The sequence below is a fragment of the Oceanicaulis sp. genome (assembly GCF_965249665.1).
Lineage (GTDB): Bacteria > Pseudomonadota > Alphaproteobacteria > Caulobacterales > Maricaulaceae > Oceanicaulis.
Genome location: NZ_OZ252247.1, coordinates 1791182 through 1814756, shown reverse-complemented (window position 1 = coordinate 1814756; position 23575 = coordinate 1791182). Strand labels below are relative to the sequence as shown.

29 protein-coding genes are annotated in these 23575 nt (G+C 62.0%); 13 read left to right on the top strand and 16 right to left on the bottom strand.

Going from position 1 to position 23575, the window contains the following annotated elements:
• The first annotated feature begins 18 nt into the window (after positions 1-18).
• The 6 genes from ACP154_RS08755 (at position 19) to ACP154_RS08730 (ending at position 4726) form a co-directional block, all read left to right on the top strand.
• Positions 19-1638 (top strand): cisplatin damage response ATP-dependent DNA ligase, encoded by a 1620-nt coding sequence (locus tag ACP154_RS08755; protein ID WP_421859852.1) that lies wholly within the window; start codon positions 19-21, stop codon positions 1636-1638.
• Positions 1639-1689: 51 nt separating this feature from the next.
• Positions 1690-2520: a mechanosensitive ion channel family protein gene (locus ACP154_RS08750; RefSeq protein ID WP_421859854.1), complete on the top strand. Its 831-nt coding sequence runs from the start codon at positions 1690-1692 to the stop codon at positions 2518-2520.
• Positions 2521-2561: 41 nt separating this feature from the next.
• Positions 2562-2873 (top strand): DUF6460 domain-containing protein, encoded by a 312-nt coding sequence (locus tag ACP154_RS08745; RefSeq protein WP_107712617.1) that lies wholly within the window; start codon positions 2562-2564, stop codon positions 2871-2873.
• Between the two features lie 78 nt (positions 2874-2951).
• Complete coding sequence (locus tag ACP154_RS08740) at positions 2952-3761, top strand: response regulator (protein ID WP_421859855.1); 810 nt, start codon at positions 2952-2954, stop codon at positions 3759-3761.
• Between the two features lie 42 nt (positions 3762-3803).
• Positions 3804-4316 (top strand): PaaI family thioesterase, encoded by a 513-nt coding sequence (locus ACP154_RS08735; protein WP_421859856.1) that lies wholly within the window; start codon positions 3804-3806, stop codon positions 4314-4316.
• Positions 4313-4726 carry a PaaI family thioesterase gene (locus ACP154_RS08730; protein ID WP_107712614.1) on the top strand — a complete coding sequence of 138 codons (414 nt, stop codon included), beginning with the start codon at positions 4313-4315 and terminating at the stop codon, positions 4724-4726. The genes ACP154_RS08735 and ACP154_RS08730 overlap by 4 nt, the downstream gene beginning before the upstream one ends.
• 87 nt (positions 4727-4813) lie before the next feature.
• Here the strand turns inward: ACP154_RS08730 and ACP154_RS08725 are convergent, their stop codons facing one another.
• The 4 genes from ACP154_RS08725 to ACP154_RS08710 all read right to left on the bottom strand — a co-directional run bounded on the left by ACP154_RS08725 (position 4814) and on the right by ACP154_RS08710 (position 6486).
• Positions 4814-5128, bottom strand: coding sequence for a UrcA family protein (locus ACP154_RS08725; RefSeq protein ID WP_158267876.1), 315 nt, complete (start codon positions 5126-5128; stop codon positions 4814-4816).
• Positions 5129-5415: 287 nt separating this feature from the next.
• On the bottom strand, positions 5416-5769 hold the full coding sequence (locus ACP154_RS08720) for a UrcA family protein (RefSeq protein ID WP_158267875.1): 354 nt from the start codon (positions 5767-5769) through the stop codon (positions 5416-5418).
• Positions 5770-5908: 139 nt separating this feature from the next.
• On the bottom strand, positions 5909-6067 hold the full coding sequence (locus ACP154_RS08715) for a DUF2256 domain-containing protein (protein ID WP_107712611.1): 159 nt from the start codon (positions 6065-6067) through the stop codon (positions 5909-5911).
• Complete coding sequence (locus ACP154_RS08710) at positions 6064-6486, bottom strand: thiol-disulfide oxidoreductase DCC family protein (protein ID WP_421859857.1); 423 nt, start codon at positions 6484-6486, stop codon at positions 6064-6066. The genes ACP154_RS08715 and ACP154_RS08710 overlap by 4 nt, the downstream gene beginning before the upstream one ends.
• Before the next feature lie 39 nt (positions 6487-6525).
• Here ACP154_RS08710 and ACP154_RS08705 point away from each other — a divergent pair, with 39 nt between their 5' ends.
• Positions 6526-7521, top strand: coding sequence for an NAD(P)/FAD-dependent oxidoreductase (locus ACP154_RS08705; protein ID WP_421859858.1), 996 nt, complete (start codon positions 6526-6528; stop codon positions 7519-7521).
• Between the two features lie 43 nt (positions 7522-7564).
• A complete protein-coding gene (locus ACP154_RS08700; protein ID WP_421859859.1) occupies positions 7565-8878 on the top strand; it encodes an MATE family efflux transporter in 1314 nt (437 codons plus the stop codon).
• On the opposite strand, the gene ACP154_RS08695 is transcribed toward ACP154_RS08700, so the two are convergent.
• Entirely contained in the window at positions 8875-9918 is a 1044-nt protein-coding gene (locus ACP154_RS08695) for a quinone-dependent dihydroorotate dehydrogenase (RefSeq protein ID WP_421859860.1), read from the bottom strand. The genes ACP154_RS08700 and ACP154_RS08695 overlap by 4 nt on opposite strands.
• Positions 9915-10265, bottom strand: coding sequence for a DUF952 domain-containing protein (locus tag ACP154_RS08690; protein WP_421859861.1), 351 nt, complete (start codon positions 10263-10265; stop codon positions 9915-9917). The genes ACP154_RS08695 and ACP154_RS08690 overlap by 4 nt, the downstream gene beginning before the upstream one ends.
• Before the next feature lie 138 nt (positions 10266-10403).
• Here ACP154_RS08690 and ACP154_RS08685 point away from each other — a divergent pair, with 138 nt between their 5' ends.
• Positions 10404-11030 (top strand): S24 family peptidase, encoded by a 627-nt coding sequence (locus ACP154_RS08685; protein ID WP_421859863.1) that lies wholly within the window; start codon positions 10404-10406, stop codon positions 11028-11030.
• Positions 11031-11080: 50 nt separating this feature from the next.
• Here the strand turns inward: ACP154_RS08685 and ACP154_RS08680 are convergent, their stop codons facing one another.
• The 3 genes from ACP154_RS08680 to ACP154_RS08670 all read right to left on the bottom strand — a co-directional run bounded on the left by ACP154_RS08680 (position 11081) and on the right by ACP154_RS08670 (position 12647).
• Positions 11081-11308 carry a helix-turn-helix transcriptional regulator gene (locus ACP154_RS08680; RefSeq protein WP_107712606.1) on the bottom strand — a complete coding sequence of 76 codons (228 nt, stop codon included), beginning with the start codon at positions 11306-11308 and terminating at the stop codon, positions 11081-11083.
• 3 nt (positions 11309-11311) lie between these two features.
• Complete coding sequence (locus ACP154_RS08675; protein WP_421859864.1) at positions 11312-11731, bottom strand: hypothetical protein; 420 nt, start codon at positions 11729-11731, stop codon at positions 11312-11314.
• A 139-nt stretch (positions 11732-11870) separates the two neighbouring features.
• Positions 11871-12647, bottom strand: coding sequence for a hypothetical protein (locus ACP154_RS08670; protein WP_421859866.1), 777 nt, complete (start codon positions 12645-12647; stop codon positions 11871-11873).
• Positions 12648-12741: 94 nt separating this feature from the next.
• Between ACP154_RS08670 and ACP154_RS08665 the strand changes: the two genes are divergently transcribed.
• Together ACP154_RS08665 and ACP154_RS08660 are read left to right on the top strand one after the other, a co-directional pair.
• Complete coding sequence (locus ACP154_RS08665; protein ID WP_421859867.1) at positions 12742-13950, top strand: alpha/beta hydrolase; 1209 nt, start codon at positions 12742-12744, stop codon at positions 13948-13950.
• A 126-nt stretch (positions 13951-14076) separates the two neighbouring features.
• Complete coding sequence (locus tag ACP154_RS08660) at positions 14077-15300, top strand: alpha/beta hydrolase (RefSeq protein ID WP_421859869.1); 1224 nt, start codon at positions 14077-14079, stop codon at positions 15298-15300.
• Here the strand turns inward: ACP154_RS08660 and ACP154_RS08655 are convergent, their stop codons facing one another.
• The 6 genes from ACP154_RS08655 to ACP154_RS08630 all read right to left on the bottom strand — a co-directional run bounded on the left by ACP154_RS08655 (position 15301) and on the right by ACP154_RS08630 (position 20338).
• Positions 15301-16173 (bottom strand): S-methyl-5'-thioadenosine phosphorylase, encoded by an 873-nt coding sequence (locus ACP154_RS08655; protein WP_107712601.1) that lies wholly within the window; start codon positions 16171-16173, stop codon positions 15301-15303.
• Positions 16170-16778: a GrpB family protein gene (locus ACP154_RS08650; RefSeq protein WP_421859871.1), complete on the bottom strand. Its 609-nt coding sequence runs from the start codon at positions 16776-16778 to the stop codon at positions 16170-16172. The genes ACP154_RS08655 and ACP154_RS08650 overlap by 4 nt, the downstream gene beginning before the upstream one ends.
• 92 nt (positions 16779-16870) lie before the next feature.
• On the bottom strand, positions 16871-17677 hold the full coding sequence (locus tag ACP154_RS08645; RefSeq protein WP_107712599.1) for a cytochrome c1: 807 nt from the start codon (positions 17675-17677) through the stop codon (positions 16871-16873).
• Positions 17678-17689: 12 nt separating this feature from the next.
• Positions 17690-18982, bottom strand: a complete 1293-nt coding sequence (locus ACP154_RS08640) for a cytochrome b/b6 (RefSeq protein ID WP_107712598.1) — start codon at positions 18980-18982, stop codon at positions 17690-17692.
• A 12-nt stretch (positions 18983-18994) separates the two neighbouring features.
• Positions 18995-19612: a ubiquinol-cytochrome c reductase iron-sulfur subunit gene (gene petA / locus ACP154_RS08635; RefSeq protein ID WP_107712597.1), complete on the bottom strand. Its 618-nt coding sequence runs from the start codon at positions 19610-19612 to the stop codon at positions 18995-18997.
• Between the two features lie 282 nt (positions 19613-19894).
• Positions 19895-20338: a PaaI family thioesterase gene (locus tag ACP154_RS08630; RefSeq protein ID WP_421859873.1), complete on the bottom strand. Its 444-nt coding sequence runs from the start codon at positions 20336-20338 to the stop codon at positions 19895-19897.
• A gap of 85 nt (positions 20339-20423) precedes the next feature.
• Here ACP154_RS08630 and ACP154_RS08625 point away from each other — a divergent pair, with 85 nt between their 5' ends.
• A complete protein-coding gene (locus tag ACP154_RS08625; protein WP_421859875.1) occupies positions 20424-21041 on the top strand; it encodes a TetR/AcrR family transcriptional regulator in 618 nt (205 codons plus the stop codon).
• On the opposite strand, the gene ACP154_RS08620 is transcribed toward ACP154_RS08625, so the two are convergent.
• The gene (locus ACP154_RS08620) at positions 21038-22468 is read right to left on the bottom strand and encodes a sulfotransferase (RefSeq protein WP_421859877.1); all 1431 of its coding nucleotides are present in this window, start codon (positions 22466-22468) and stop codon (positions 21038-21040) included. The genes ACP154_RS08625 and ACP154_RS08620 overlap by 4 nt on opposite strands.
• 154 nt (positions 22469-22622) lie before the next feature.
• On the opposite strand from ACP154_RS08620, the gene hemF reads away from it, so the two are divergent.
• Positions 22623-23522 (top strand): oxygen-dependent coproporphyrinogen oxidase, encoded by a 900-nt coding sequence (gene hemF, locus ACP154_RS08615; RefSeq protein WP_421859879.1) that lies wholly within the window; start codon positions 22623-22625, stop codon positions 23520-23522.
• The last annotated feature ends 53 nt before the right edge of the window (positions 23523-23575 follow it).

Genomic DNA, 23575 nt, shown 5'->3' with positions numbered 1-23575 from the left:
CGCCTATATGATCAAGGCATGGAACGCTTCGCCACTCTTCTGGACCGCCTGTCCTACACCCCCCAACGCAATGGCAAACTGCGGCTTCTGGCGGATCATTTCTCAAGCACGCCGGACCCTGACCGCGGCTATGCGCTGGCGGCGCTGACCGGGGCGCTGGACTTCAAGACCGCCAAGGCCGCAGCGATCCGCAGCCTCGTGAGCGAACGCGTTGATCCTGTACTGTTCGAGCTGTCTTACGACTATGTGGGCGATCTGGCCGAAACCGCCGCGCTGATCTGGCCGCAAAAGCATGGCGCGAACCGTCCGCCCGACCTGGTCGAGGTCATCGACGGACTGAGCACTGTGAGCCGCGCGGGCGCCCCCGCTTTGATCGAGGGCTGGCTGGATGCGCTGGACGCGCAGAGCCGATGGGCGTTGCTCAAGCTCGTCACCGGCGGGCTGCGCGTCGGTGTTTCGGCGCGTCTGGCGAAAACCGCGCTGGCGCAATTCGGCGATGTGGACGTCACCGAAATTGAAGAGCTGTGGCACGGGCTGGAGCCGCCCTATGAAAGCCTGTTCGCGTGGCTCGACGGCGAGGCGGACAAACCCGTCAACGCCGCCAGGGCGCCCTTCCGACCCGTCATGCTGGCGCATCCGGTGGATGACGGCGCTTTTGAGCGCCTGGACCCCGAAGACTTTCTAGCTGAATACAAATGGGATGGCATCCGCATTCAGGCCGTCAGCGAAGCGGGCGTGCGACGGCTCTACACCCGTACGGGCGATGACATCTCCCACACTTTTCCAGACGTGCTGGCCGCGCTCGACTTTGAGGGCGCGATCGACGGTGAACTCTTGATCCGCACCGAAGACGGACAGGTGGCGCCGTTTTCCGACCTCCAGCAGAGGCTGAACCGCAAGACCGTGTCCAAGGCCATGATGGCCCGATTGCCCGGCTTTATTCGCGCCTATGACATATTAGTCGACAAAGAAGACGATCTTCGCAGCTTGCCTTTGACCGACCGTCGCAAACGCCTTGAGAGCCTCATCAGTCAGTGCAGCTCGGAGCGGATCGATCTTTCAGAATGCGTGGCGTTCAAGGACTGGTCCCAGCTGGACGCCCTGCGGGCTGATCCACCCCACCGTCAGGCTGAAGGCGTGATGATCAAACGCAAGGACAGTCCCTATCTTTCAGGACGCCCTAAAGGTCCGTGGTGGAAATACAAACGCGACCCGTTTCTGATCGACGCCGTTTTGATGTACGCCCAGCGCGGCCATGGCAAACGGTCGAGCTTCTATTCAGACTTCACCTTCGGCGTCTGGCGCCAAGACGACGGCGAGCACGTTCTGACGCCGGTCGGCAAGGCCTATTTCGGGTTCACCGACGACGAATTGAAAAAGCTCGACAAATTCGTTCGCGACAACACCATCGAACGCTTTGGCCCTGTGCGCTCTGTCACCGCCCGCCCTGATTTCGGACTGGTGCTGGAGATCGCGTTTGAAGGGCTTAATCGTTCGCCGCGGCATAAATCCGGCGTCGCCATGCGCTTTCCGCGCATTCACCGCATCAGATGGGACAAGCCCGCGGGCGAGGCGGACACGCTCGACACAGTTGTGAAAATGCTCCCCAAGCCCCTCACACCCTCGGCGAAACAATGATATCCAAGGCTCAATCTAAGACGTTGAGCTGACTTATTGGGGACGCCTTTCATGGATACTTCCGCCTTTGATCTTCAGCGGGCTCAGGAATACCTGACCACAATCGGTCTGCAGATGGCCATGAATGTGGCCATGGCCGCGATCATCCTGATCGTGGGCTTCATGATTGCAGGCGCGATTGGCCGCACCATCCGCTCCATCCCGGACCGTAATCCGAAAATGGACCGGACCCTGGCGAGTTTTTTCTCGTCCATCGCCAAATATCTGGTGCTGGCGATCGTGATTATCGCAGTTCTGACCCGTTTCGGGGTTCAGACTACCTCCATGGTCGCCGTGCTCGGCGCCGCCTCGCTCGCCATTGGTCTCGCGCTTCAGGGCACGCTGTCCAATGTGGCGGCGGGCGTGATGATCATCTTCTTCCGCCCGTACAAAATCGGCGATTATGTCGAGGTTGCGGGCGTTGCAGGATCGGTCAAGGACATCACCTTGTTCTACACCGAGCTTAACACCCCCGATAACCGTCAGATCATCATCCCCAACGGTCAGTCCTGGGGTGATGTGATCACCAATTATTCCGCCTACCCCACACGTCGCTGCGACTTTGTGTTCTCGGCAGGTTATGATGATGACATCGACAAGGTGATCGGCGTGCTGCGCGACACGTTCGAAGCGGACAGCCGCGTGCTGGCGGAACCGGCCCTGTTTGTGGAAGTCAAAGCCCATGGCGCCTCCAGCGTCGATTATGTGGTGCGCGCCTGGTGCAAGGCGACGGACTATTGGGGGCTGCATTTTGACATGAACAAGAAGGTCAAGATCGCGTTCGACACCAACGAGATCGAAATCCCCTACCCCCATCAGGTGGAAATCCAAAAACAGGGATGATCGCCGCGTTTACGCCCTAATTGCATGAGACACAGACGATCATGAGTGAACAAACTCCAAAGACCTCAGAGCGCCATTCGCTGGTGCACCGTGTTCTGAGCGTACGGTTCGCCGACCTCATGGTCGTCTTTCTCCTGTGTGTGCTGGTGGGCCTGGTCCTCGCGGTGTTCCGTGTCGATCCGGCGGATCTGTGGGTGGATTTCTTCCACACCGTGGGCGAGGCCTGGGCGTCCTTCTTTGACTCCATTGGCGCGTCGGTGCGGTGGGCCTTGCGGTATTTCTTCCTGGGCGCGGTGATCGTTCTGCCGATCTGGCTGGCGGTTCACCTGATCCGGGCGTTTACCCGCCGGTAAGACTAACCCACGAATTCATAAGACAATATCCACTTTTTCCCTCTAGACCTATGTACATGAGTCTGTGAGGGGGAATACGTGGCGGCGGAACTGGATATCGATTTTGAGGACGAGAAGTCCGGCGAGGCCCTGGACTGGCGCCAGCGCGCCATTATCGTCTGTGACCCAACGCCCTTCTCACGCCGCCTGACTGTAGACATCCTGCGCTATGCGGGCGCGGAACGCATTCAAACCTGCACCACGCCGGATTCTGCGGTTTGGTTTGCTGAAAATGCAGACCATTCGGTCATGCTGGTCGACTGGCGCGATGAACGTCTGGACGCCGCAACGACTGTTCGCAAGCTGCGCCGGACCAGAACCGTCGCCAACCGCACCCCGGCCATGATCCTGTCCACCAAGAACACGCTGTTGGATATCGAAGCGGCGCGCGACGCCGGCGCCGACACTTTGGCGCTGCGGCCGATCTCTCCGCGCGCCGTCACTGAACGCCTGACTGAGATCACCCAGCGTCCCCGCCCCTTTGTGAAAACACTCAATTACAACGGCCCGGACCGCCGGGTCCGGGGTGAAGACCGAGCCGGCACGTTCAAACGCGATATGGATGTGGCGGCCGGGCTGACGTCGCCACTGCAGGCGGCCCGGGCGCAGGCCCAGTCCATTATCTTCAACATGCTGCGTAAGGGCGATGAACTCTCCGCCCGAATTGGCCGCTCGCTGGAGCGGTTTCTGTCCAGCGTCGAGGCGCTCGGCGAACGTGAGCGCGAGATCATTCAGCTGCACCGCGCCTCCCTGGGGCGTCTTGCAGATATGCAAGGCGAGCCCATGAATACTCGCCTCGAGGTCGTGAAAGGCCTGGAAACGCTGGTGCGGCGCAAGGTGCGCGACTGATCGGGCTGGAAAGCCCCGCCGCATCCGATTACAAGCGGGCGTATGAGCGACCCTTTACAAGACAAACTCGACACGCTGGCCGGCTTGCTGGTCGATGGCAGCCCCCATGCCATGGCGCTGGGCCTGAAACTGGTGAGCGTCAGCCCGGGTGAAGCGGTGATCCGTGCGCCCTATGAAGAGGCCTCCATCGGCGATCCGGACACCGGCGTCATGCACGGCGGAGTGGTCACGGCTTTGCTGGACCATGCCTGCGGCACCGCCGCGTTCGCCGGGCTCGGCGGGGACCAAGCCGTCGCTACGCTGGATTTACGGCTCGATTACATGCGCCCCGCCAAGCCCGGCCATGACGTGATCGCCGTCGCCAAGACCATCAAGGTGTCCGGCCTGATCGCCTTTGTCAGCGCTTTCGCCCATGACGGCGACACGGACGATCCCGTTGCGACCGCCCATGCCGCTTTTATGGTGAGTAAGGTCAGCCAGGCCGCTGCGGAGCGGGCCAAAGCCGATTTCGATCAACAGGCTGCAGCTTCAAAAGCCAGAGGCGCAGTCTCATGAACGAGCGATTGCTGAAACTCCAGTCGAGCCCATATGTGAGCCGCATGGGCGTGCGCTTTGACGATCATGGCGACGAGCTGACTGCGATCCTGCCTTATGACGAATGGCTGATCGGCAATCCGCTGATCCCGGCGCTTCATGGCGGCGCGATCGGCGCCTTTATGGAGATCACGGCCTCGGCGGGGCTTCTGGCTTTCACCGAGCTCGCCGGTCTTCCCAAACCCATTGATGTCGCTGTTGATTATCTGCGCCCCGGCAAACCACAGGACGTATACGCCCGCGCCTCCATCACCCGCCAAGGCTCCCGCGTGGCCAATGTCCGCGTGGACGCCTGGCAAGACCGCCGCGCCGCACCGATCGCCAATCTGCACGGGCATTTCCTGATCAAGCCGGTGAAGGCGAGCGGCTAGCCCAAGCACCGCGCATTCGCACCCACAACAAAAAACCCCGCAGGCGCGCCTGCGGGGTTTTCTAATCATCAGTCAGACGTAGCGGCTTTAGCGGACTTCCGCAGCCATTTCGATCACGCCGTTCACGCGAGCGACAGCGATGTTGAGCTGGGACTCGCCTTGGCGCTGGGCTTCGATCATGCAGTCGCGCGCCATGCGGCGCTCGGTCAGGGTGCGGGCTTCATAAACGTCGCAAACAGTCACAGCGGCGCTGCGAATACGCTCACGCAGCGTCTCCAGACGCTCGACATTGGTCAGGTCAGACGCGCGGAAGTCGATCTCGACAGATTTGGTGGTTTCAGTGGCGGATGCAGCGCCGGTCAGGGCGGCGGCGGCAATCAGGGCGACAGCGATGAAACGCATGGGGGAGATCCTTTTGTTCATTAGCGAACTACTCTTGCGGCAGCTCAATACCAACCAGGCCGGTGCATCCGGCTGCGGGCAATCTGCCCGCGGTTTGCTACGCGGATATGACACTTGCGCCCGCTTCCGCGCAGTGCCGCCTTGCAAAAATGCATGGCGGTTCTCGTCAGGGGTGAAAGCGCAACAGCGCTGAAAAAGGCCTCCCTCCGTGGTGCGGAGAGAGGCCAGGGGAACAGCCTCGTGAGCATTGCAGGCTGTTGTTCCGGGAGCTGAGCGTCGAGTGAGACTTATTGGACCTCTTGCTCGGACTCAGTTGCGCTTTGGGCATAGTAACGGTGGGAGGCGCGAACCTCAGCGACTTTGATTTCAAGCTGTTCGAGCCCCTGTTCGTACGCAGTCCGGGCGCAGGCGCGGGCTTCACGGCTTATGTATGAATTGAGATTGCCCGGTTCGGTGCACACCCTGCGAGCGGAATATGCGATCTGCTGACGAATGGCCTCAACCCCTTCATCCGAGAGCAATTGTTCGTTTGCGAAGTTCACAGCTCGACTCTGGGTCACAGTGTCTTCGGCGGGGAGTTCCGAGGCGGGGGTGAGTGCGAGCCCAGCCAGACTGACGAGCAAGACAGAAAGCGTAGACATGACCATTCTCCTAAGTTCGACCTTCGGACGTGGACCGCTCTCTTCGGAGCGGGTCTCTTCAGTCCGTAAGGTTGACCCTAGATTGCCTGACCTAACCGTACGCTGACGGGTAAATGAGACTTATGTCATGCGAAGGACATCATACCGACCGGCGATTTGAAGCGCATCGTCTGGAGCAATACTTCACACTCTCCCAATTGCGCTCCCACTTCTTTCGCCAGGTGAAGGGGCGCTTGCAAACCGGACACATCTTCTCGGGCAATTGGGATTTTTTGGCGCGCGGGGCCGGGCCTTTCATGTGATGTCCGCCCTGCTCCATCGTCGCGCAAGCTTCTGCAAAACGGGCCGAATAGGAAGAAACAGCTGGTAAGCCCCCTCGCCGATCCAGACGAAAGGCGGCAAGCCGCCGATGATCCCCAGCCACCTCCAGCCGGGCGTGACTCGCCAGAGCGCCGCGAAAGCCGCCGCGCCGGACCTGAGCCGCCCCTGGGAGTCCCGCACATGAAAGCGCTTGAGCGCTTGCGCGCAGCTGACGCCCGGCGGCGATGCGCCGTCCTGGGTCACGTCCGTGAACAGAGCATCCGCCCCAGATCGTTGATAATATCCAATCTCCGCTCGGCAGAGCGGACATCCGCCGTCATAAAAGACCTCGACAGCTGCAGGTGTGACTGCATCATCGGATTTGGATTCACTGGGTTTTGAACTTTTCTGATCCATAACAATCATCAAGCTAGTTCGCAGCAAAGAGGATGACAGGTGGCCAGGCACAGCGCAGCAGTGATCGGCGCCGGATTGGCTGGCGCAGCCGCAGCCAGAGCCCTGTCCGCCCGCGGGCTGGACGTCGTCCTGTTTGACAAGGGGCGAGGGCCAGGCGGGCGCATGTCCACGCGCCGGGCCAGCACGCCGCAGGGCGATGTCAGTTTTGATCATGGGGCGCAATTCCTGACCTCGACGGGGGAAAGCTTCAACGCTTTGCTGACCGAGGCGCACAAGGCTGGCGCCGCTGATCTGTGGAACGCCCGGACAGTCTCGATCGACCGGGGCGGCAATGCAGAGGCCCTGCGGGACAAGACGCGCTGGGTTGGCGTCCCGGGCATGAACGCGATTGTAAAAACCGCCCTGACCGGCATGGACGTCCAGTTTGCTCGCCGCGCCGTCAAGGTCAGCGGAGAGGGCGGCGCCTGGCTCGTCCATTTTGAAAACGGGGATACTGAAGGCCCGTTCCACAAAGTGGTCCTGACCCTGCCGCCTGAACAACTGATCGAGTTTCTGGCGCGCAGCGACGGCGATTTCTCCACCATGATTGCAGAAGCGCTAGCGGCGAAACTCTCGCCATGCTGGGCGGTGATGACGGTGCCGGAGGCCGAGACGGATATCGGCTTTGACGGCGCAAAGCTTCTGGGCGGTGCGCTGCGCTGGATGGCGCGTATGACCTCTCACCCCGGCCAGACAGGCCCTGACTCCTGGGTGCTGCATGCGTCGCCGGATTGGTCAGAGGCGTTTCTGGAAAACGATCCGGACACCGTCGCCCGCGCCCTAACCGAGGAAGCGTTTGTCCGCTTCGGACTGCCCCTGCCGGTCTGGAGCCAGGCGCATCGCTGGCGTTATGCGCTGGTCACCGAGGCGCCAGGCACGCCCTTCGCCCTTGATCCCAGCGGGACATTGGGATGCGCAGGCGACTGGCGATTGGGGCCGCGCGCTGAATTCGCCTGGGACTCAGGTGATGCTCTGGGCGACGCGTTGTCAGACTGATTTGCCGCTCGCCACCCACGCTCTGAGCCGTTATCCAGCCTGAATGACGGCGCCGCCCCTCAGCCGAAAGCACGTGTTTCTGCGCGCGCTGCCCATAATGGGCGCAAACATCGCCTCGCCTCTGGTGGGGCTGGTCGATTTGGCCGTGATTGGACGCACTGCGGACACTCAGGCCATCGCCGCCGTGGCGCTGGGCGGGTTGGTGTTCAACGTCTTTTTCTGGTCCGTCGCCTTTCTGCGCATGGGCGCGACCGCCCTCACCGCCCAGGCTGACGGACGCGAGGATGAAGGCGAAGTACGCGCCGTGCTGTGGCGCGCCGGACTGGTCGGCGTCGCCATCGGTCTGGTCTTGCTGCTCGCGCAATGGCCGCTCAAGGCTGGCGCCTTCGCCCTGTTTGACAGCCCCGATGATGTGGAGACGCTCGGCCGGGCCTATGTCGACGCCCGGTTATGGGGGGCGCCGGCCGCTTTCGCCGGATTCGCAGTCTATGGCTGGCTGATCGGTTTAGGGCTCACCGGACGCGCTTTGATCTTGCAGGCGGTGCTGAACATCACCAACGCCGGCTTGTCCGTGTTGTTTGTACTCGGCTTTGACATGGGCGTGGCCGGCGTCGGCGCAGCCAGCGCCGCAGCGCAATGGCTGCATCTTCTGGCGGCGGGCGGTCTTATTGTCATGATCTTGCGCAATCGCGGCGCGGCGCCCGCCAGCGCACTCTTTGACGGGGCCGCCATACGCCGTCTGCTTTCGGTCAATCGCGACATCTTCCTGCGCACGATGGCGCTCTTGGCCGGGTTCACCTGGTTTAACATCGCCAGCCTGCGCGAGGGGGCGGACGTTCTGGCGGGCAACGCCATTTTGATGCAGTATATCTCGATCTGCGCCTTTTTCCTCGACGCTTTCGCCCATGTGACCGAAGCCGAGACCGGCCGCGCAGCCGGGGCGAAGGACTGGAAACGCCTGTTACGCGCCTTCCGGCTGACCAGCGAGCTGGCGCTGGGTTTTTCGATCGCGCTCAGCCTCGGCTTTTTGCTGCTGGGCGATCAGTTCATCATGATGATGACCACTGACGAGGCCACGCGCGCCACTGCCCGCAGTTTCCTGATCTGGTGCGCGCTGACACCGCTCCTGGGCATGCCCAGCTGGCAATTGGACGGGTTGATGATCGGCGCCACCCGAGGCCCGCTCATGCGCAACGCCATGATCGCAGCACTGGTGATTTACCTGGCGCTCGACGCGGTGCTGCGGCCGGCCTTCGGCGCTCACGGGCTCTGGCTGGCCTTTCTGGCGTATTATGTGGCCCGGGCCGGAACCTTGATGGTTGGCTGGCCGGGCCTCAAGCGCAGCTTTATGACCTAGACGTCGACGCCCACCGCCTCTGACACATGCTCGAACCCGTCCGCTTTCAACAGCGCCGCCAGACCGTCGCGGATTTTCAGCGCCAATCCCGGCCCCTGATACACCAGGGCTGTGTAGAGCTGAACGGCGTTTGCGCCGGCGCGGATCTTGGCATAAGCCGCTTCCGGCCCGTCAATCCCGCCCACGCCGATGATGGGCAGGTCCGGTCCGGTGCGTTGACGGAACTGGCGCAGAACCTCGGTGGAGCGCGTCTTGAGCGGCAAGCCAGAAAGACCGCCCGCCTCGCCCTTATGGGCGCTTTTCAGGCTGTCAGGACGTTCCAGCGTGGTGTTGGAGACGATCAGGCCGGACAGGGCGTGAACCTGAACCGCTTTGACGATGGCGTCGATATCGGCCTCGACCAGATCAGGCGCGACTTTCAAGAACACCGGTTCCGCCCAGCGCGCGTCATTGACCCGCTTCAATAGCTCGTCCAGCGCATCCCCGCTTTGCAGCGTGCGCAGACCCGGCGTATTGGGCGAGGAAATATTGACGGTGAAGAAGTCCGCCAGCCCCGACAGCGCCTTTAGAAGAACCGCATAGTCATTCGCCCGGTCTTCAGAATCCTTGTTGGCGCCCAGATTGACGCCCACAGCCCCCATCACTTTTGAGGGACTGTCCTGGCGCGCTTCGAGCCGAGCTTTGACCGCTTCCAGGCCCTCATTGTTAAAGCCCATGCGGTTGATGACCGCCTTGTCTTCGCGCAGGCGAAACAGGCGCGGCTGCGGATTGCCATGCTGCGGGCGAGGCGTCACGGCGCCCACTTCCACAAAGGCGAAGCCGGCGTTGAGCAAGGCGTCCGGCGCCTCGGCGTTCTTGTCGAACCCGGCGGCGAGCCCGACCGGATGGCTCAACTCCATACCCGCCAGTGCGGTTTTCAATACCGGGTCGGCGGTCGAGCGCGACTTGGGGCCGAACCCGGCCTTCAGACCCATCAAGGCCGTGCGGTGCGCCGTCTCGGCCGGCAGCAGGGTGAGCAGTTTGGCGAGGGCGTCACTCATCGGGTCAACTCCGAAGGCAGACGCCAGCCGCCGCGCTCATCACGTTGCAGCAAGTGAATGCCGGTGATCGCGCTGAACGGGATGTCGCCATAGATGTGAGGGAACAAGGCGCCGCCGCGGGAGTTTTCCCATTTCAGCGTCTCGCCCAAGGCTGCGGTATCGATCTCGGCCACCGCCAGACGTTCCGCGTCGGCATAGTGCAGCTGCAGCGTGTCCGCGAGCTGGTCCAGCGACGAGGCGTGGATGAAGCCGTCAGCCTTGTCATGGGCTTCGCCTTCATAAGCGCCGGCGAGGGAAGCCGCGGCCAAAGCCGCCGGATCAGCGATGCGATAAATAAGCTCGGTCATGACACAGGCCGATACGACGCCCACGGGTTTGGTGCAAGCGTGAGACCCCTCTGACTGCGCCTGTAATCGCCCCTGGCATTTCTCAAGGATTTTTTTCCTGCTATAAGAGCGGCGAGAGTCGCGTTATACGGTATGCTCATGCTGACCCACGCCCAGATCTGGAACGGGATAGACCGGCTGGCCAACCGCGTCGGCCTGACGCCGTCCGGGCTGGCGCGCCGCGCCGGGCTGGATCCGACCACTTTCAACCCTTCCAAACGCAAAAGTGCGGACGGCGCAAAACCGCGCTGGCCCTCCACTGAGAGCCTCGCCAAGGCGCTGGACGCCACCCATGTCGGGTTTGACGAGTTCGCCGCCCTCGCCATGGGCCGCAGCCAGGGCCGCTCCGTGCCGCTGATCGGTTTCGCCCAGGCCGGCGATCATGGCTATTTCGACGATGCCGGTTTCCCGTCAGGCTCGGGTTGGGAAGACATCCTGTTTCCCGGCGAGGAGGGCGATGGCGCCTATGCGCTCGAGATCTCAGGGGAGTCCATGGCTCCCGTCTATCGCCATGGCGATCGTATCGTCGTTAGCCCTGAAGCGCCGCCGCGCCGCGGCGACCGGGTCGTGGTGAAAACCCGCGAGGGTGAAGTGATGGCCAAGGAGCTGGGCCGCGTGACCGCCGACAGCGTCGAGCTGATCTCGCTCAACCCTGTTTATGACAACCGCAATCTGGCCACGCGCGATATTGTGTGGATGGCCCGCATTGTCTGGGCCAGCCAATAGGCCAGCGCCCCCGCACCAGAAGACGCGAGGGGCTGAACGTCAAAGATATCTCAAGTGGAGCGCTTCGGCGCGTATTCGAACACCTCGGTCAGAGGGATTTCAAACACGGCGGCGATCTGAAACGCCACTTCGAGCGAGGGCGAATACTTGCCCTGTTCAATGGCCAGGATCGTCTGCCGTGTGACGCCGACCCGCTTGGCGAGCTCGGCCTGGGTCATTTCGCCCGCGTGAAAGCGAAGCTCGCGAATGCGGTTCTTGATCTGGGTGGATTTGGCCAAGGCTTACACCCCCACCCGGTAATCAATCGCACGCTGGACCCCCTTGTAGATTTCAGAAGCCGCCAAGCCCGCCAAAACCATGTGCGCGACCCAGTACACCTCAAACCCCAGCCAGGCGAGGTTCAGCGCCAGGATGGCGCCAGCGCCCAGCACATAACCGGAGCGCGCGTCGGCGCGCATCTCGATGAACCTGTCGCGTTCATCCGCTTCATCAGTATCGTCTGGCGACCAGACCGCGACGGCGATATGGGCGATGATCGCGTAGAAGATGATCGCCGCTGTCAGCCCGATAAAGGGCATGCCCAGCTGGGACGGCTCCGCTTCGCCCCGGATCAGAGCGACGCCCAGATCACCGAAATAGCCGCCAAAGACCAGCACCAAGATGACCGTCATGACCAGATTGCTTTTTTCTTGAAACGACATGTCAAACTCCTTTGATCTAATGTCGAATTTTTTTGACAAGGCAAGATGTAAAGACACGCAGACATAATGTCAAATATTTTAGACCTTGTGGCCTATTTTTTTGATACGAAGGCGTTGGAGTTATGCTAAAGCGCTGAAATCACTCTTCGAGTAGACGCACCGCTTCGGCCTGAGCCGCATCAGGGTCCGTGTTCAGCTGGTCCAGAAGATGTGTTGAAAGCGCTGCAACCGCCTGCCCCACCGCATCGGCTTCAGCGGTGTCGAGCGCCCGGTTCAGCATGCGCGTCGCCTCCGCGCTGTGGACGACCGGATCGGAAGCCACCAGCGCGACCGCAAAGCGATAAGGGATGGCGGCGGGCGCGCCGTCCATCTCAACCGACTGACGCATCAGGGCAAGGCCCTCCGCCTCATTGGCGTCGAACATGCCTTCACCTGCCCGGCGCACAACCTCGAGATGCCAGGCGCCCAGCATCGCCGGCGCCCAGGGCTCTGAGGGATCAAGCGCCAAGGCTTCCACCATATGGTCGCGCCCGCGCTGGGGCAGGCCCATCATCACGGCGCGCACCGTGTTCACATAGCGGCTCTGATAGCCAAGCCCGGCAGCAAGGCGCAGATGCGCCTGGGCGTTATCAGGCTCCAGCGCCAATGCCGCCTCTGCATAGTCTTGCGCGCGCAGCGCCGCCTGACGCCGCTCCCGGCGCGACAGGCCGTCCGCCTGATCGAGCGTAATGGGCATCAGCGCGGCTTCAGACGCAAGGATCAGGGCCGCCACATCAGAGACCTGGCTGGCGGCTGCGCTCTCCGCGACGCCCCATTGACCCGTCTCAAACGCCGTCATCGCCGGCGCAGGCGGCTGAGCAGACGCAGAAGCTGAGGCGAACAGAAAACAGGCGGACAGGCAAAGCGCTCTGAGCATGTAACCTCACACGGGCAACAGGGCGAATGGCGCGCCATTGAGGCGATCTGCATTCCCTGCTCAAATAGATCATGGGGGTGAGGAGACGACAATCATGTTGACGATCATGACTTTGGTTTTGGGTCTGCTCGTCGCCACCCAAGGCGCAGCCCTCTCTGAGCGTTGGCATGACTACCCGGCCTGCTCCCTGCTTGAGACGGCCCAGCCTTCACGAGACCTGACCAGAGAGAAGATCGATGCGGGCCTTCAGGCGTGCGCCCTGCCTATGGACGGCATTACCGCTCACGACGCAGCGCGCGTGCTTGGCGAGTCCCGCTTCGCGTTTGAGGCGGAGTCGGAAAGCGGTGTTCTGACCCTCTATGCCCGCCCCCATGATATGAACGCCCGTTTGCGGCTGTCCGGGTTGAGCGTTGAGCTGACGCCAATCAGCGACACGATCGCTGCTGGCCGGTTTCGTCTGTTGCACATGAACAGCGCCATGCTCACCTTCTACCTGCCGCCGAACCTTGCAGAAAACGGGCGTTTCCAGATCGTGACCTGGCGAGGGCCGGACGCCCCGCCCCTTCGGATGCGGGTGGAGACACTGGAGGGTCGAATTGATCAGGCTGAGCTCTATAGCGAGGCTCTGAGCGAGACCCGTCGGCTGGAAATCTACACCCCGCCGGGCTTTGATCCGGCTGCAGGCCCCTACCCGGCAATCTTCATGGCGGATGGCGGAGAGACGGCTTACTTCGCCCATCTGATTGAAACAGGAATTCAATCTGGCGAGCTGGAGCCTCTGGTCGTCATCGGTCTGGTCTCTGGCCATTGGGGCATTGTCGACGAAATTGATCCGACAGTGGACTGGCGAAGCGCTGATTATCTGCCCGGCTGGTATGAGGCCGAACCCCGATTCGAGCAGCATATGCGTTTCGTGATCGAGACCGTCGCGCCCTGGGCGGCCCATCATTACGCGATCAGTGAAGACCCGGCGCGTCGGCTGGTCATGGGACATTCCAATGGCGGTGTGTTCGCGCTCCACGCCGGCTATCGTCATCCGGACCAGTTTGGCTGGGCCTTCCCGTTCTCACCGGGTCGTGTGGCGCTTGATACGCTCGACTTTGAGACGGAGCAGCAAGCTCGCTTCCGGTTCGGCGTCGGACGCTATGAGCCGCGCTTTCATGTCTCCGCCCGAAACAGCCACGCACTCTTGAACGAGCGCGGCTATGACAGCGAATTCTCTGACTTCTCGGCCGGTCACACAGACGATATCCGCAACGCCGTCCTGATCGACTGGCTAGGCGAAGTCTTCCCCGGCCCTTGATCATATTCGGAGCAAAACGCTCGCATCATTGTGAAAAATCCTCATGAGGCGCTGGCGGTCAGCCCCCGTACAAACAGGCTGACGCCATGACGCGTCCAACAAAAGCACAACCATGAGGAAGCCTTAATGATACTCGCCGTCACTCACGCCTTGATGATGACGCTCAGCCTGGCCCAGGCCGAACAAACCCCGCCTTATGAGTGGAACCGGTATCCGCTGTGTGAGGATGTCGAAGCTCATGCCCCGGCTCCAGAGAGCCTTGAAGCGCGCCAACGCGCAATCGCGCTCGAGGCCTGCCAGCTTCCCACCGATATGATCCGCGTTTCAGATGTAGATGCGGGTCTGAACGGACAGAGCCTCGCCCTGTTGCCGGATCTAGAACGCTCAACTCTGACCCTGTTGGCCCGGCACGATGACGACGCCAATCTGGGCGTATTGGGCACGTTCAGAATGCCGCTCACCGCGATCGGAGAAGGGCGTTATGCGGCCCGGCTGAGACTGGCCCACATGGACACCGCGCTCATGACGGTGGTCTTGAATTCTGAATCGCCGACCGTAAGCGCCGAGCCGGTCTTCTGGCGGGGGCCAAACGCGCCCGACCAGGCTCCGCGCCAGTCTGAGCTCATGGGTCGGATTGAGCAGCATGAGGTCTTCAGCGAGGCGCATGGCGAAACCCGGCGGGTCCATGTCTATCTGCCGCCCGCACATGATCTGGAGGCCGGGCCTTATCCCGTGGTGTTCATGACCGACGGGGCGGAAACCGCGCATTTCGCCCATCAGGTCGAAGCGGCCATAATGGCTGGCGAACTCGCACCCCTCATCATTGTGGGCGCCCTGTCCGGTCAGTCGGGCGTCGTGGAGGACATGTCAGACTTCCCCACCGATCTGCGGGCGGCGGACTATCTGGCGGGCTGGTATGAGGGCGAACCCCGCGCGCAGGAGCATTTGCGTTTCTTCGCCGACGAGTTGACCGACTGGGCGTCCGAGCACTTCGGGGCGAGCACTCAGCGAGCGGATCGCGCCGTGCTGGGCTTTTCAAACGGAGCCAGCTTCGCACGGGACGCCGGCTACAGACGCGGCGACGCCTTTGGTTGGGTGATGGCCTATTCACCCGGGCGAGGTCCAATTCGCAGCGTAGAGTCCATAGACCATCCCCGGGCTTCGTTCCGTTTCGCCGCCGGGCGGTATGAACCGGGCTTCCTGCTGTCCTCTGAACTCACTCATAACACCCTGAGCGAGGCGGGCTATGACAGCCGCCTCACCCTGTTCACCACCGGCCATACGCGCGATGTCCGCGATGTGGTGCTGGCGGACTGGCTGGGCGAAGCCTTCGCCCCGCCCTCGCCCTGATCAGAGCACCCGGCCCGCAACGGCGTCGAGCTTGGACAAAAGTGCCGGATCGCGTTTGTCAGGCGCGGTGATGATGGCGTATTCCAGCGCCTTCTCGATGCCTTGCGGGCTGTCCGTGCGCTCGGTCGCAGCCATCGTTTTCACGAGGTTGCGCACCAGCGCATGGGCGTGGGCGGTGTTGGCGTGCATGGTCTTGAGAATGTCGGAGATGTCGACATCCGCATCCTCAGCGCGCCAGCAATCATAATCGGTGACCATGGACACGCTGGCATAGGGCAGCTCGGCTTCGCGGGCCAGCTTGGCTTCAGGCATGTTGGTCATGCCGATCACGCTGCAGCCCCATTGACGATAGAGCTGGCTTTCCGCACGGGTGGAGAATTGCGGGCCTTCCATCACCAGATAGGTTCCGCCGCGCTGCACGGTCTCGACCCCCGCCGCTTCCGCCGCATCCGCCGCCATGGCGGACAGGCGCGAACAGACCGGATCCGCCATCGCCACATGGGCGACGCAGCCTTCAGAGAAGAAGCTCTTGGTGCGCGCAAAGCTGCGGTCGATGAACTGGTCCACCACCACAAACGCGCCCGGCGCCAGCTCTTCCTTGAGCGAACCAACCGCTGACAGAGACAGCACGTCCGTCACGCCGGCGCGCTTCAAGGCGTCGATATTGGCGCGGTAATTGAGATCGCTTGGCGGAATGCGGTGGCCTTCGTCATGACGCGCCAGGAACACCAGCTCCACGCCCTCGAGCGTGGCGTGAACCAGCGCGCTGGAGGGATTGCCCCAAGGCGTGCCCACCGTCTCCCGACGCACATTGTCCAGCCCGTCCAGACCATAAAGACCGGACCCGCCGATAATCCCGAGTTTCCAGCTCATTCTTCGGTTCTCCAGTATGAATCAGGCACGCCCGGCGCCCAATGATGGATCTCCGCCCAGCTTTCCGCGGACCGAAGCACGGTCGAGATGAAAGGGCGCTTGATCGCCTGATATGCGGACCGGTCGCTTCGAGTCTTGTCCGCTAACGCCATTTTGAAGTCGCCATAATCCCGGCGCGCACTCTCATTGTCGCGCAGGAAGTCGCGCATCAGCAACATGTTGCGCGCGCCCGCCGCGCCATTGCGCCGGATGTGGATGTGCAGGCGGCGCTGGCCCCTGGCCTCTCGGAAATAGACCTTGCGCCAGTCGTCCTGTCCCAGCGAGGGCGGGGTGTCGAGATTGGGGTCGTCGCCAGTATTGTCAGGGTGGTGAACAAACCCCGCCGTCTTCATGGCGTGCACCAGACCGGCGTCATCCAGGTCAATCACCAGCGCCTGAATGTCGATCACATCCTTGGCGGCCAATCCCGGCACCGCTGTCGAGCCCACATGGTCGACCCGCAAGGCGCGAGAGCCCAGGGCGACGCACACGGCGTCGGCAAAGCCCAGACCTTCTTCCGCCCAGGCGGGGTCAGGGGGAGAGACATGGATTGGATCGCGGCTCATGCTCGGTCCTTTAACACCGGTCGCCTGGATAAGAAACGGGCCGCCCGGCTGTCCGGACGGCCCGCAATCTTGCTCAGTCAGAGCGTGAGAGCCTAGTGCTTCACGTTTGACCAGACCTGACGATAGGCGGCGTACAGCAAGCCCGCCAGCGCCAGCAGGTAGATCATGACCATCAGGCCCATCTTCTTGCGCTGTTCCATGTGCGGCTCGGACGCCCAGGTCAGGAAAGTGACGAGGTCGTGCGCCATCTGTTCCTTGGTGGCCTCGGTGCCGTCAGCATACTCCACCAGGCCGTCCTGCAATTGCGGCGGCATGGCGATGAGTTTGCCAGGCATGTAAGGGTTGTAATACTGGCCGACGCCGACATCGATATCGTCGGGGACTTCATAGTCATAGCCCAGCATCAAGGAGCGGATGTATTCCGGGCCATGGTGGCGCGCTTTCACGATCACCGAAAAGTCCGGCGGAATGGCGCCGCCATTGGACGCTGCAGCCTGCGCATCATTGGCGTACGGGCTCGGGAACCGGTCCGCCGGACGACCGGGGCGTTCGAACATGTCGCCATATTCGTCAGGGCCGTCTTCGATGAAATACTCCGCCGCAATGGCCCGCACGATCGGGTTGTCATTGGGGTTGGGGTATTCTTCAGAGTAGAACGGACCGCCCTGTTCGCCCAGATTGCGCAGGTGCAGTTGCTCCATCCCGTGACAGGCCGAACACACTTGCTGATACACCAGGAAGCCGCGTTGCAGCTCGCCACGGTCATAGCTGCCGAACGGCCCTTCCCAGGACCAGGTATGCTCTTCGGGTTCGTAATACTCGCCCGCGCCCATGGCGGCCGGGGTCGCCAGCGCCAAAGCGCCAGCAGCCACGGTGAGGAGGCGTTGGATCGTTTTCATCTATCGCTCTCCTTATTCAGCCGGAACGGCGGACGCCGCCGACATGTCTTTTTTGCCTGAACCCAGCACCGATTCCTCGATCGAGGCCGGGCGTTGGGTCGGTTTCTCGATGAATCCCAGAAGCGGCAGGATCACCAGGAAGTAGGCGAAGTAATACAGCGTCAACAGACGGCCCAGCCACAGGAAGTCCATCCCGACCGCGCCCAGCACCGGCACCTTGTTGTCCGGCAGCTCAGCGCCGCACCAGCCCAGCCCCAGGCACGCGATCACGAAGAACGCGAAGAACCAGCGGCCCAGCGGGCGATAGCGCATGGACCGCACCTTGGAGGTGTCGAGCCAGGGCAGGATGAACAGCACCGCAATGGCGCCAAACATCAAGATCACACCGCCCAGCTTGTCAGGCACGGCCCGCAGGATGGCGTAGAAGGGCAGCAGATACCATTCGGGCACGATATGCGCCGGGGTCACCAGCGGGTTCGCCTCGATATAGTTGTCGGCATGGCCCAGAGCGTCCGGCCAGTAAAACACGAAGAAGGCGAAGATGATCATAAAGACGATGATCGCGAAGCCGTCTTTCACCGTGTAGTACGGGTGGAAGGGCAGCGTGTCCGCCTTGGTCTTCACACTCAAGCCCGTCGGGTTGTTGTTGCCCGGAACGTGCAGCGCCCACACGTGCAGACCCACGATCCCGGCAATCAGGAACGGGATCAGATAGTGCAGAGAGAAGAAGCGGTTCAGCGTGGCGTTGCCCACCGAGAAACCACCCCACAGCCATTCCGTAATCGGCGTGCCGACCAGCGGCAGCGCACCAAACAGATTGGTGATCACCATCGCGCCCCAATAGGACATCTGGCCCCACGGCAGCACATAGCCCAGGAAGGCCGCAGCCATCATGAGCAGGTAGATCACGACGCCCAGAATCCACAACAACTCTCGCGGAGCCTTGTAGGAGCCGTAATACAGGCCGCGCAGCATGTGCAGGTAAACAGCCAGGAAGAACATGGACGCGCCATTGGCGTGAATGTTCCGAAGCAGCCAGCCAAAGTTCACATCGCGGTCAATGCGTTCAACCGATGCGAACGCGTAATCGATGTGGGGCACATAGTGCATGGCCAGCACAATGCCGGTGACGATCTGGATCATCAGGCAGACGGTCAGGATCCCGCCGAAGGTGTACCAGTAGTTCAAATTGCGCGGGGTCGGGAAATCCACGAAGGAATCCCAGCCCAGGCGCACGATCGGCAGGCGCTGATCCAGCCAGCGCTCTACACCGGTTTTGGGTTCGTATGTGCTCGGTCCGCTCATTCTTCGCTCTCCCTAGCCCAGACGCAATGTCGTCGCCGAGATGAAGGTCATCGGCGGAATAGGCAGATTTTCCGGGGCCGGGCCACGGCGAATGCGGCCGGCGGTGTCGTAGTGCGAGCCATGGCACGGGCAGAACCAGGCGTCAAAATCGCCTGCACCTTCAGTCGGAACGCAACCCAGATGGGTGCAGTTCGCGCTGGAGATCATCAGCGAATTGCGCAGGGTTTCGTCTACTTCCACGCCATCATCAATCAGGGCGGTGAATGCAGACCGGTTCTGGTCGGTCGCAGGCGCGTTGTCGTCAAGATTGGCGTTGCGCGCGAGCTGATCGGGAAGGCGAGACACCTCGACGTCCGCAGCTTCCGTAATCTCGGACGCCGTGCGGCGGCGCACGAAGTGCGGACGCTCACGGAACATCACCGTGATTTCCGCGCCTTCTTCAAGCGCGCCGACATTCACCTCGGTGGTGGACAACGCAAGCGTATCCGCCGCCGGGTTCATCTGATCGATGAACGGCCATAGCGTCAGAGCGCCACCGACGCCCACTGCTCCGACCGATGCGATGTAGAGAAAGTCCCGGCGCGACGGCTCGTCGCCGCCGGTCTCAGGATTGCTGTTCACGTCCGTCACGTGCCGACCTCTTGAATTCGAACTGCCCGCCCCGCAGAACCTGGCAGGCCCCACGCACGCTAGCGCGCGATATCAGACTTAGCCTAACGCTGCGACTTTTCCGTGCGACGTGCTGACGCAGCCTCGGTAAGTCTACAACGCAGATAGAGGGGCGGAGTAATGCGCGCCCCTGATTTTTTCAACCTGATTATCCCGTTTCCTGCGCGTGATTTCGCCGCAAACGCAGATTTTCCCCAGTTAAAAACTCACATCAGCGTTCGGATTCAGAGACAGGCTTGGTCTTTACCGCTCGCCGACCGATAAAATCGTGGCCTGAGCGACAGCAATGAGTTTTTCGCCCTCGTCTTGCTCAGCAATGATATCCACACGGACAACAACCTGCCTTTTGCCGGCTTTGATCACTTGAGCCCGGGCGCGAAAGGCGGACCCGATTCCCGGCGACAGAAAATTCACAGTGAACTGTGACGTGACCACGTCGCCCACAACTGTGGCGGCAGCGTACGCGGCGGCGTTATCCGCCAGAAAACCGACCAGCCCCCCATGCAGGAAGCCATGATGCTGGGTCATGTCGTCTTTGCGAAGCACCAGACGCGTCTCGACTTCGCCGGACTCGGCCTTGATGACCTCCAGCCCCGTCCAACGGGTGAAGGGCTGGACCTTGATGACCTCACGAAGCAGTGCGGCATCGGCCACAGGGGCTTCAGGCGGACGTTGTGCGGATGACATGAAAAACCTCCAAAACTAGACCGACCGGTCCACATAGACATCTCCGCCCCCTTCGTACAAGGTCTTGTTCAAGGAGATCTCGCCCATGTCCGCGCCCAAACACCCGTCGACCGCCCGCCCTGCTCGCAAGCACGGGGCGTCGCGGACGCGTCTGATCAGCGCCGCCGCTCAGCTGTTTCAGGAGAAAGGGTTCGCCGCGACCGGATTGTCAGAGATTCTCGACCGCGCCCAAATGCCCAAGGGCTCGCTCTATCATCACTTTCCGGGTGGAAAGGCCGAGCTGGGCGTGGCCGCAATGGAGTCAGCCGGTCAGGTCTTGCACCAGACTTTGACGGCACGCCAAGAAAGCCAGGGAACCTCGGCCGAAGCCATTCGCGCTTTCGCCCAGGATCTGGCCGGTTGGCTGGAAAGCTCTGCGTATACAAGAGGGTGCCCCATCGCCACGGTTGCACTGGAGCAAGCCAATGGCGCCCCGGAACTCGTCGCGGCGATCCGTTCAGCCTTCGATCGCGTTATTCAGGGGCTGGCGGAACAACTGGTCGCTGAAGGCCAGACGCGGGAGCGCGCGCGTCAACTGGCCACGCTGTGCCTGTCAACGCTCGAAGGGGCGCTCATTCTCGCCAGATCGCAGCACTCCAGCGATCCGGTTCGCATGGCTGGCGAAGAGCTTGCGCGATTACTCTCTAATGAGGCGTCAGCCTAGATCAGCCCCGCCCGTTCCAACGCGGCGCTCAAAGGCTCAAAGCGGTCTCCCGCCTCTGCATGAACGCCCGCGGGATCTGCGTTGAGGGCCTCGCTGCGCAGCCAGGCTTCAGCCGCCGCCGCATCGCCATCCACACCGATAAAGGTCGCCACTTCGCGCGCCACGGCTTGCGGATCACTGAGCATGTCTTCGTAGCGCACCGTGAGTATCCGGTCTGGAAAAATCGATTCCCAGTGCTCACACAGACGATTATGGCACGCCAGCACACGGGCAATGTCATCTGGATGGTAGGTCCAGTGCCGCGCCTTGCGAAACCGGGTCTTGTAGATCGACCAGGCCAGATCACGCGGATCACGGAAAATCCGAACCATTTTTGATGCGGGCAGGCAGACGCCGAACGCGCCCGCCGCCATTTCAGACAGCGAGCTGGGATCAATGATCCGTTTCGCAGGCGCCCCCAAGGCTTCCTCGGCCTGCCCCAGATAGCGCTTGGCGACATCGCCCAGCACATTGCGGCCCCATCCGGCTTCGATTGCGGCTGAAATCTCTGACAGGGTCTGATCGCCCAACGATGCGGCGTTGAGCCAGAACAGGCTGTTAGAGCGCATCAGCGTAGCGGTATCATCGTCTGCCGCCAGAACCTGGCTGAGCCACTCCGCGCCGCCGCAAGGCGGTGCGATCAAGAGCACCGGACGCGCGTCAATGACGCCCGCCTCTTCATGCTGGTCGACAAATTGGGGCTCATAACTGGCGATCAGCGCCTTGACCGACTGCTCGTGCCGGTCGGTGTCAAACCCTGTATCGCCCAGACAGAAGGATGCGCCTTCGGCCACACGCATGGCCGCGACAGCGTCCTCGCCCACATCGCGATAGGCCTTGGCCAGGGTATAGGCCAGCACGCCGCGTTGGGTGGAGGACATGTCGGCCGTGTTCTGGATACGCATTTCCTCCAGTGCGGCCAATTCCGCCGAGCCCGATTCAAACGTGATGCATTCCGACAGGCCTTCCCACGCCATGACATCGAACCGATCCAGGCTGATCGCACGCCGAAAACTCAACGCCGCCAGGTTTTTGCGCCCCAGCGCCAGAAGGGCGCGCCCTGCCCGTCTTTGCAAAGCCGGGTCATTGGGCGCTTGAGCGATCAACCTCTCCAGAATGTCGAGCGCTTGCTGATGACGGCCCAGACCGGACAGCGCGGAGACGAGCCAGAGCCAGGATTGCTGATAATTGGGAGAGGCTTGCGTCAGACGTTCCGCGGCCTGCAAGGCGCCGACTTCATCACCGACTTCAAGCGCCAGGCTGGCCACGTCTCCCCATTGACTGCCCAGTTGGGGCGCAGCCTCGATCAGGCGGCGCGCCTCGACAGAGACAGACAACAGGTCTTCACGACGACGCGCGTCGCGCAGGTCAGTCAAAGGGTCAATCATGGCGGTCAGCGATCCACATTCAGACAAGGCGTGATATGGCGGCGCAGACTAATGCCCGCCTCTCGCCTGCGCCAGCGCTTCAGGCGCCGTTTGGACTTGCCAGCGCGAGCCGAGATGTATCTTTTCACTTCGCCTAGAGCCTTGAGGAGCGAGCATGTCTGCAACCGCCAAACCTAGCGCTGATGCTCTGGCTGAGCGTCGCGCCCGCGCCAAAGCCTGGTTTGAGGACCTGCGTGACCGGATCTGCCTGGCGTTCGAAGCGCTTGAAGACGCCGCCGATCCAACCCTCTATCCGGGCGCGGCGGGGCGATTTGAACGCACGCCCTGGACCCGCGGCGACGGCGATGAAGATCTGGGCGGCGGCGTGATGGGCATGATGCATGGCCGGCTTTTCGAGAAGGTCGGCGTGCATGTCTCCACGGTCTATGGCGCGTTCAGCCCCGAGTTCGCCGCCCGTGTGCGCGGCGCTGAAACCGATCCGCGCTTTTACGCGACCGGCGTCTCTCTGATCGCCCATATGCGCAATCCCCATGTGCCCGCCGTGCACATGAACACCCGCTTCATCACCACCACGCTGAGCTGGTTTGGCGGCGGCATGGATCTCAATCCGACCCAGGACTATCAGCGCGACAAGCGCTTTGAGGACAGCGTGCTGTTTCATGAGGCCGCGAAAGCCGCCTGCGACGCCCATGACCCGTCTTACTACTCGCGCTTCACAGACTGGTGTGACGAGTATTTCTGGCTCAAGCATCGCGCGGAGCCGCGGGGCACCGGCGGCATCTTCTACGATCATCTCGACACGGGCGACCATGAGGCGGACTTCGGCTTTACCCGCGATGTGGGCGAGGCCTTCCTGAACGCTTACCCCCAGATCGTCAAAGCGCGCATGGACACGCTCTGGTCCGATGAGGACCGCGAGGAACAATTGGTGCGCCGCGGCCGCTATGCCGAGTTCAACCTGCTTTATGATCGCGGCACGAAATTCGGGCTCGAGACCGGCGGAAACATCAATTCCATCCTGTCCTCCATGCCGCCCCACGCCCGCTGGCCATAAGCGAAATCTTAATCTGCGTTAACGACCGGTTAGCAGACTCATCGAACGCTCTC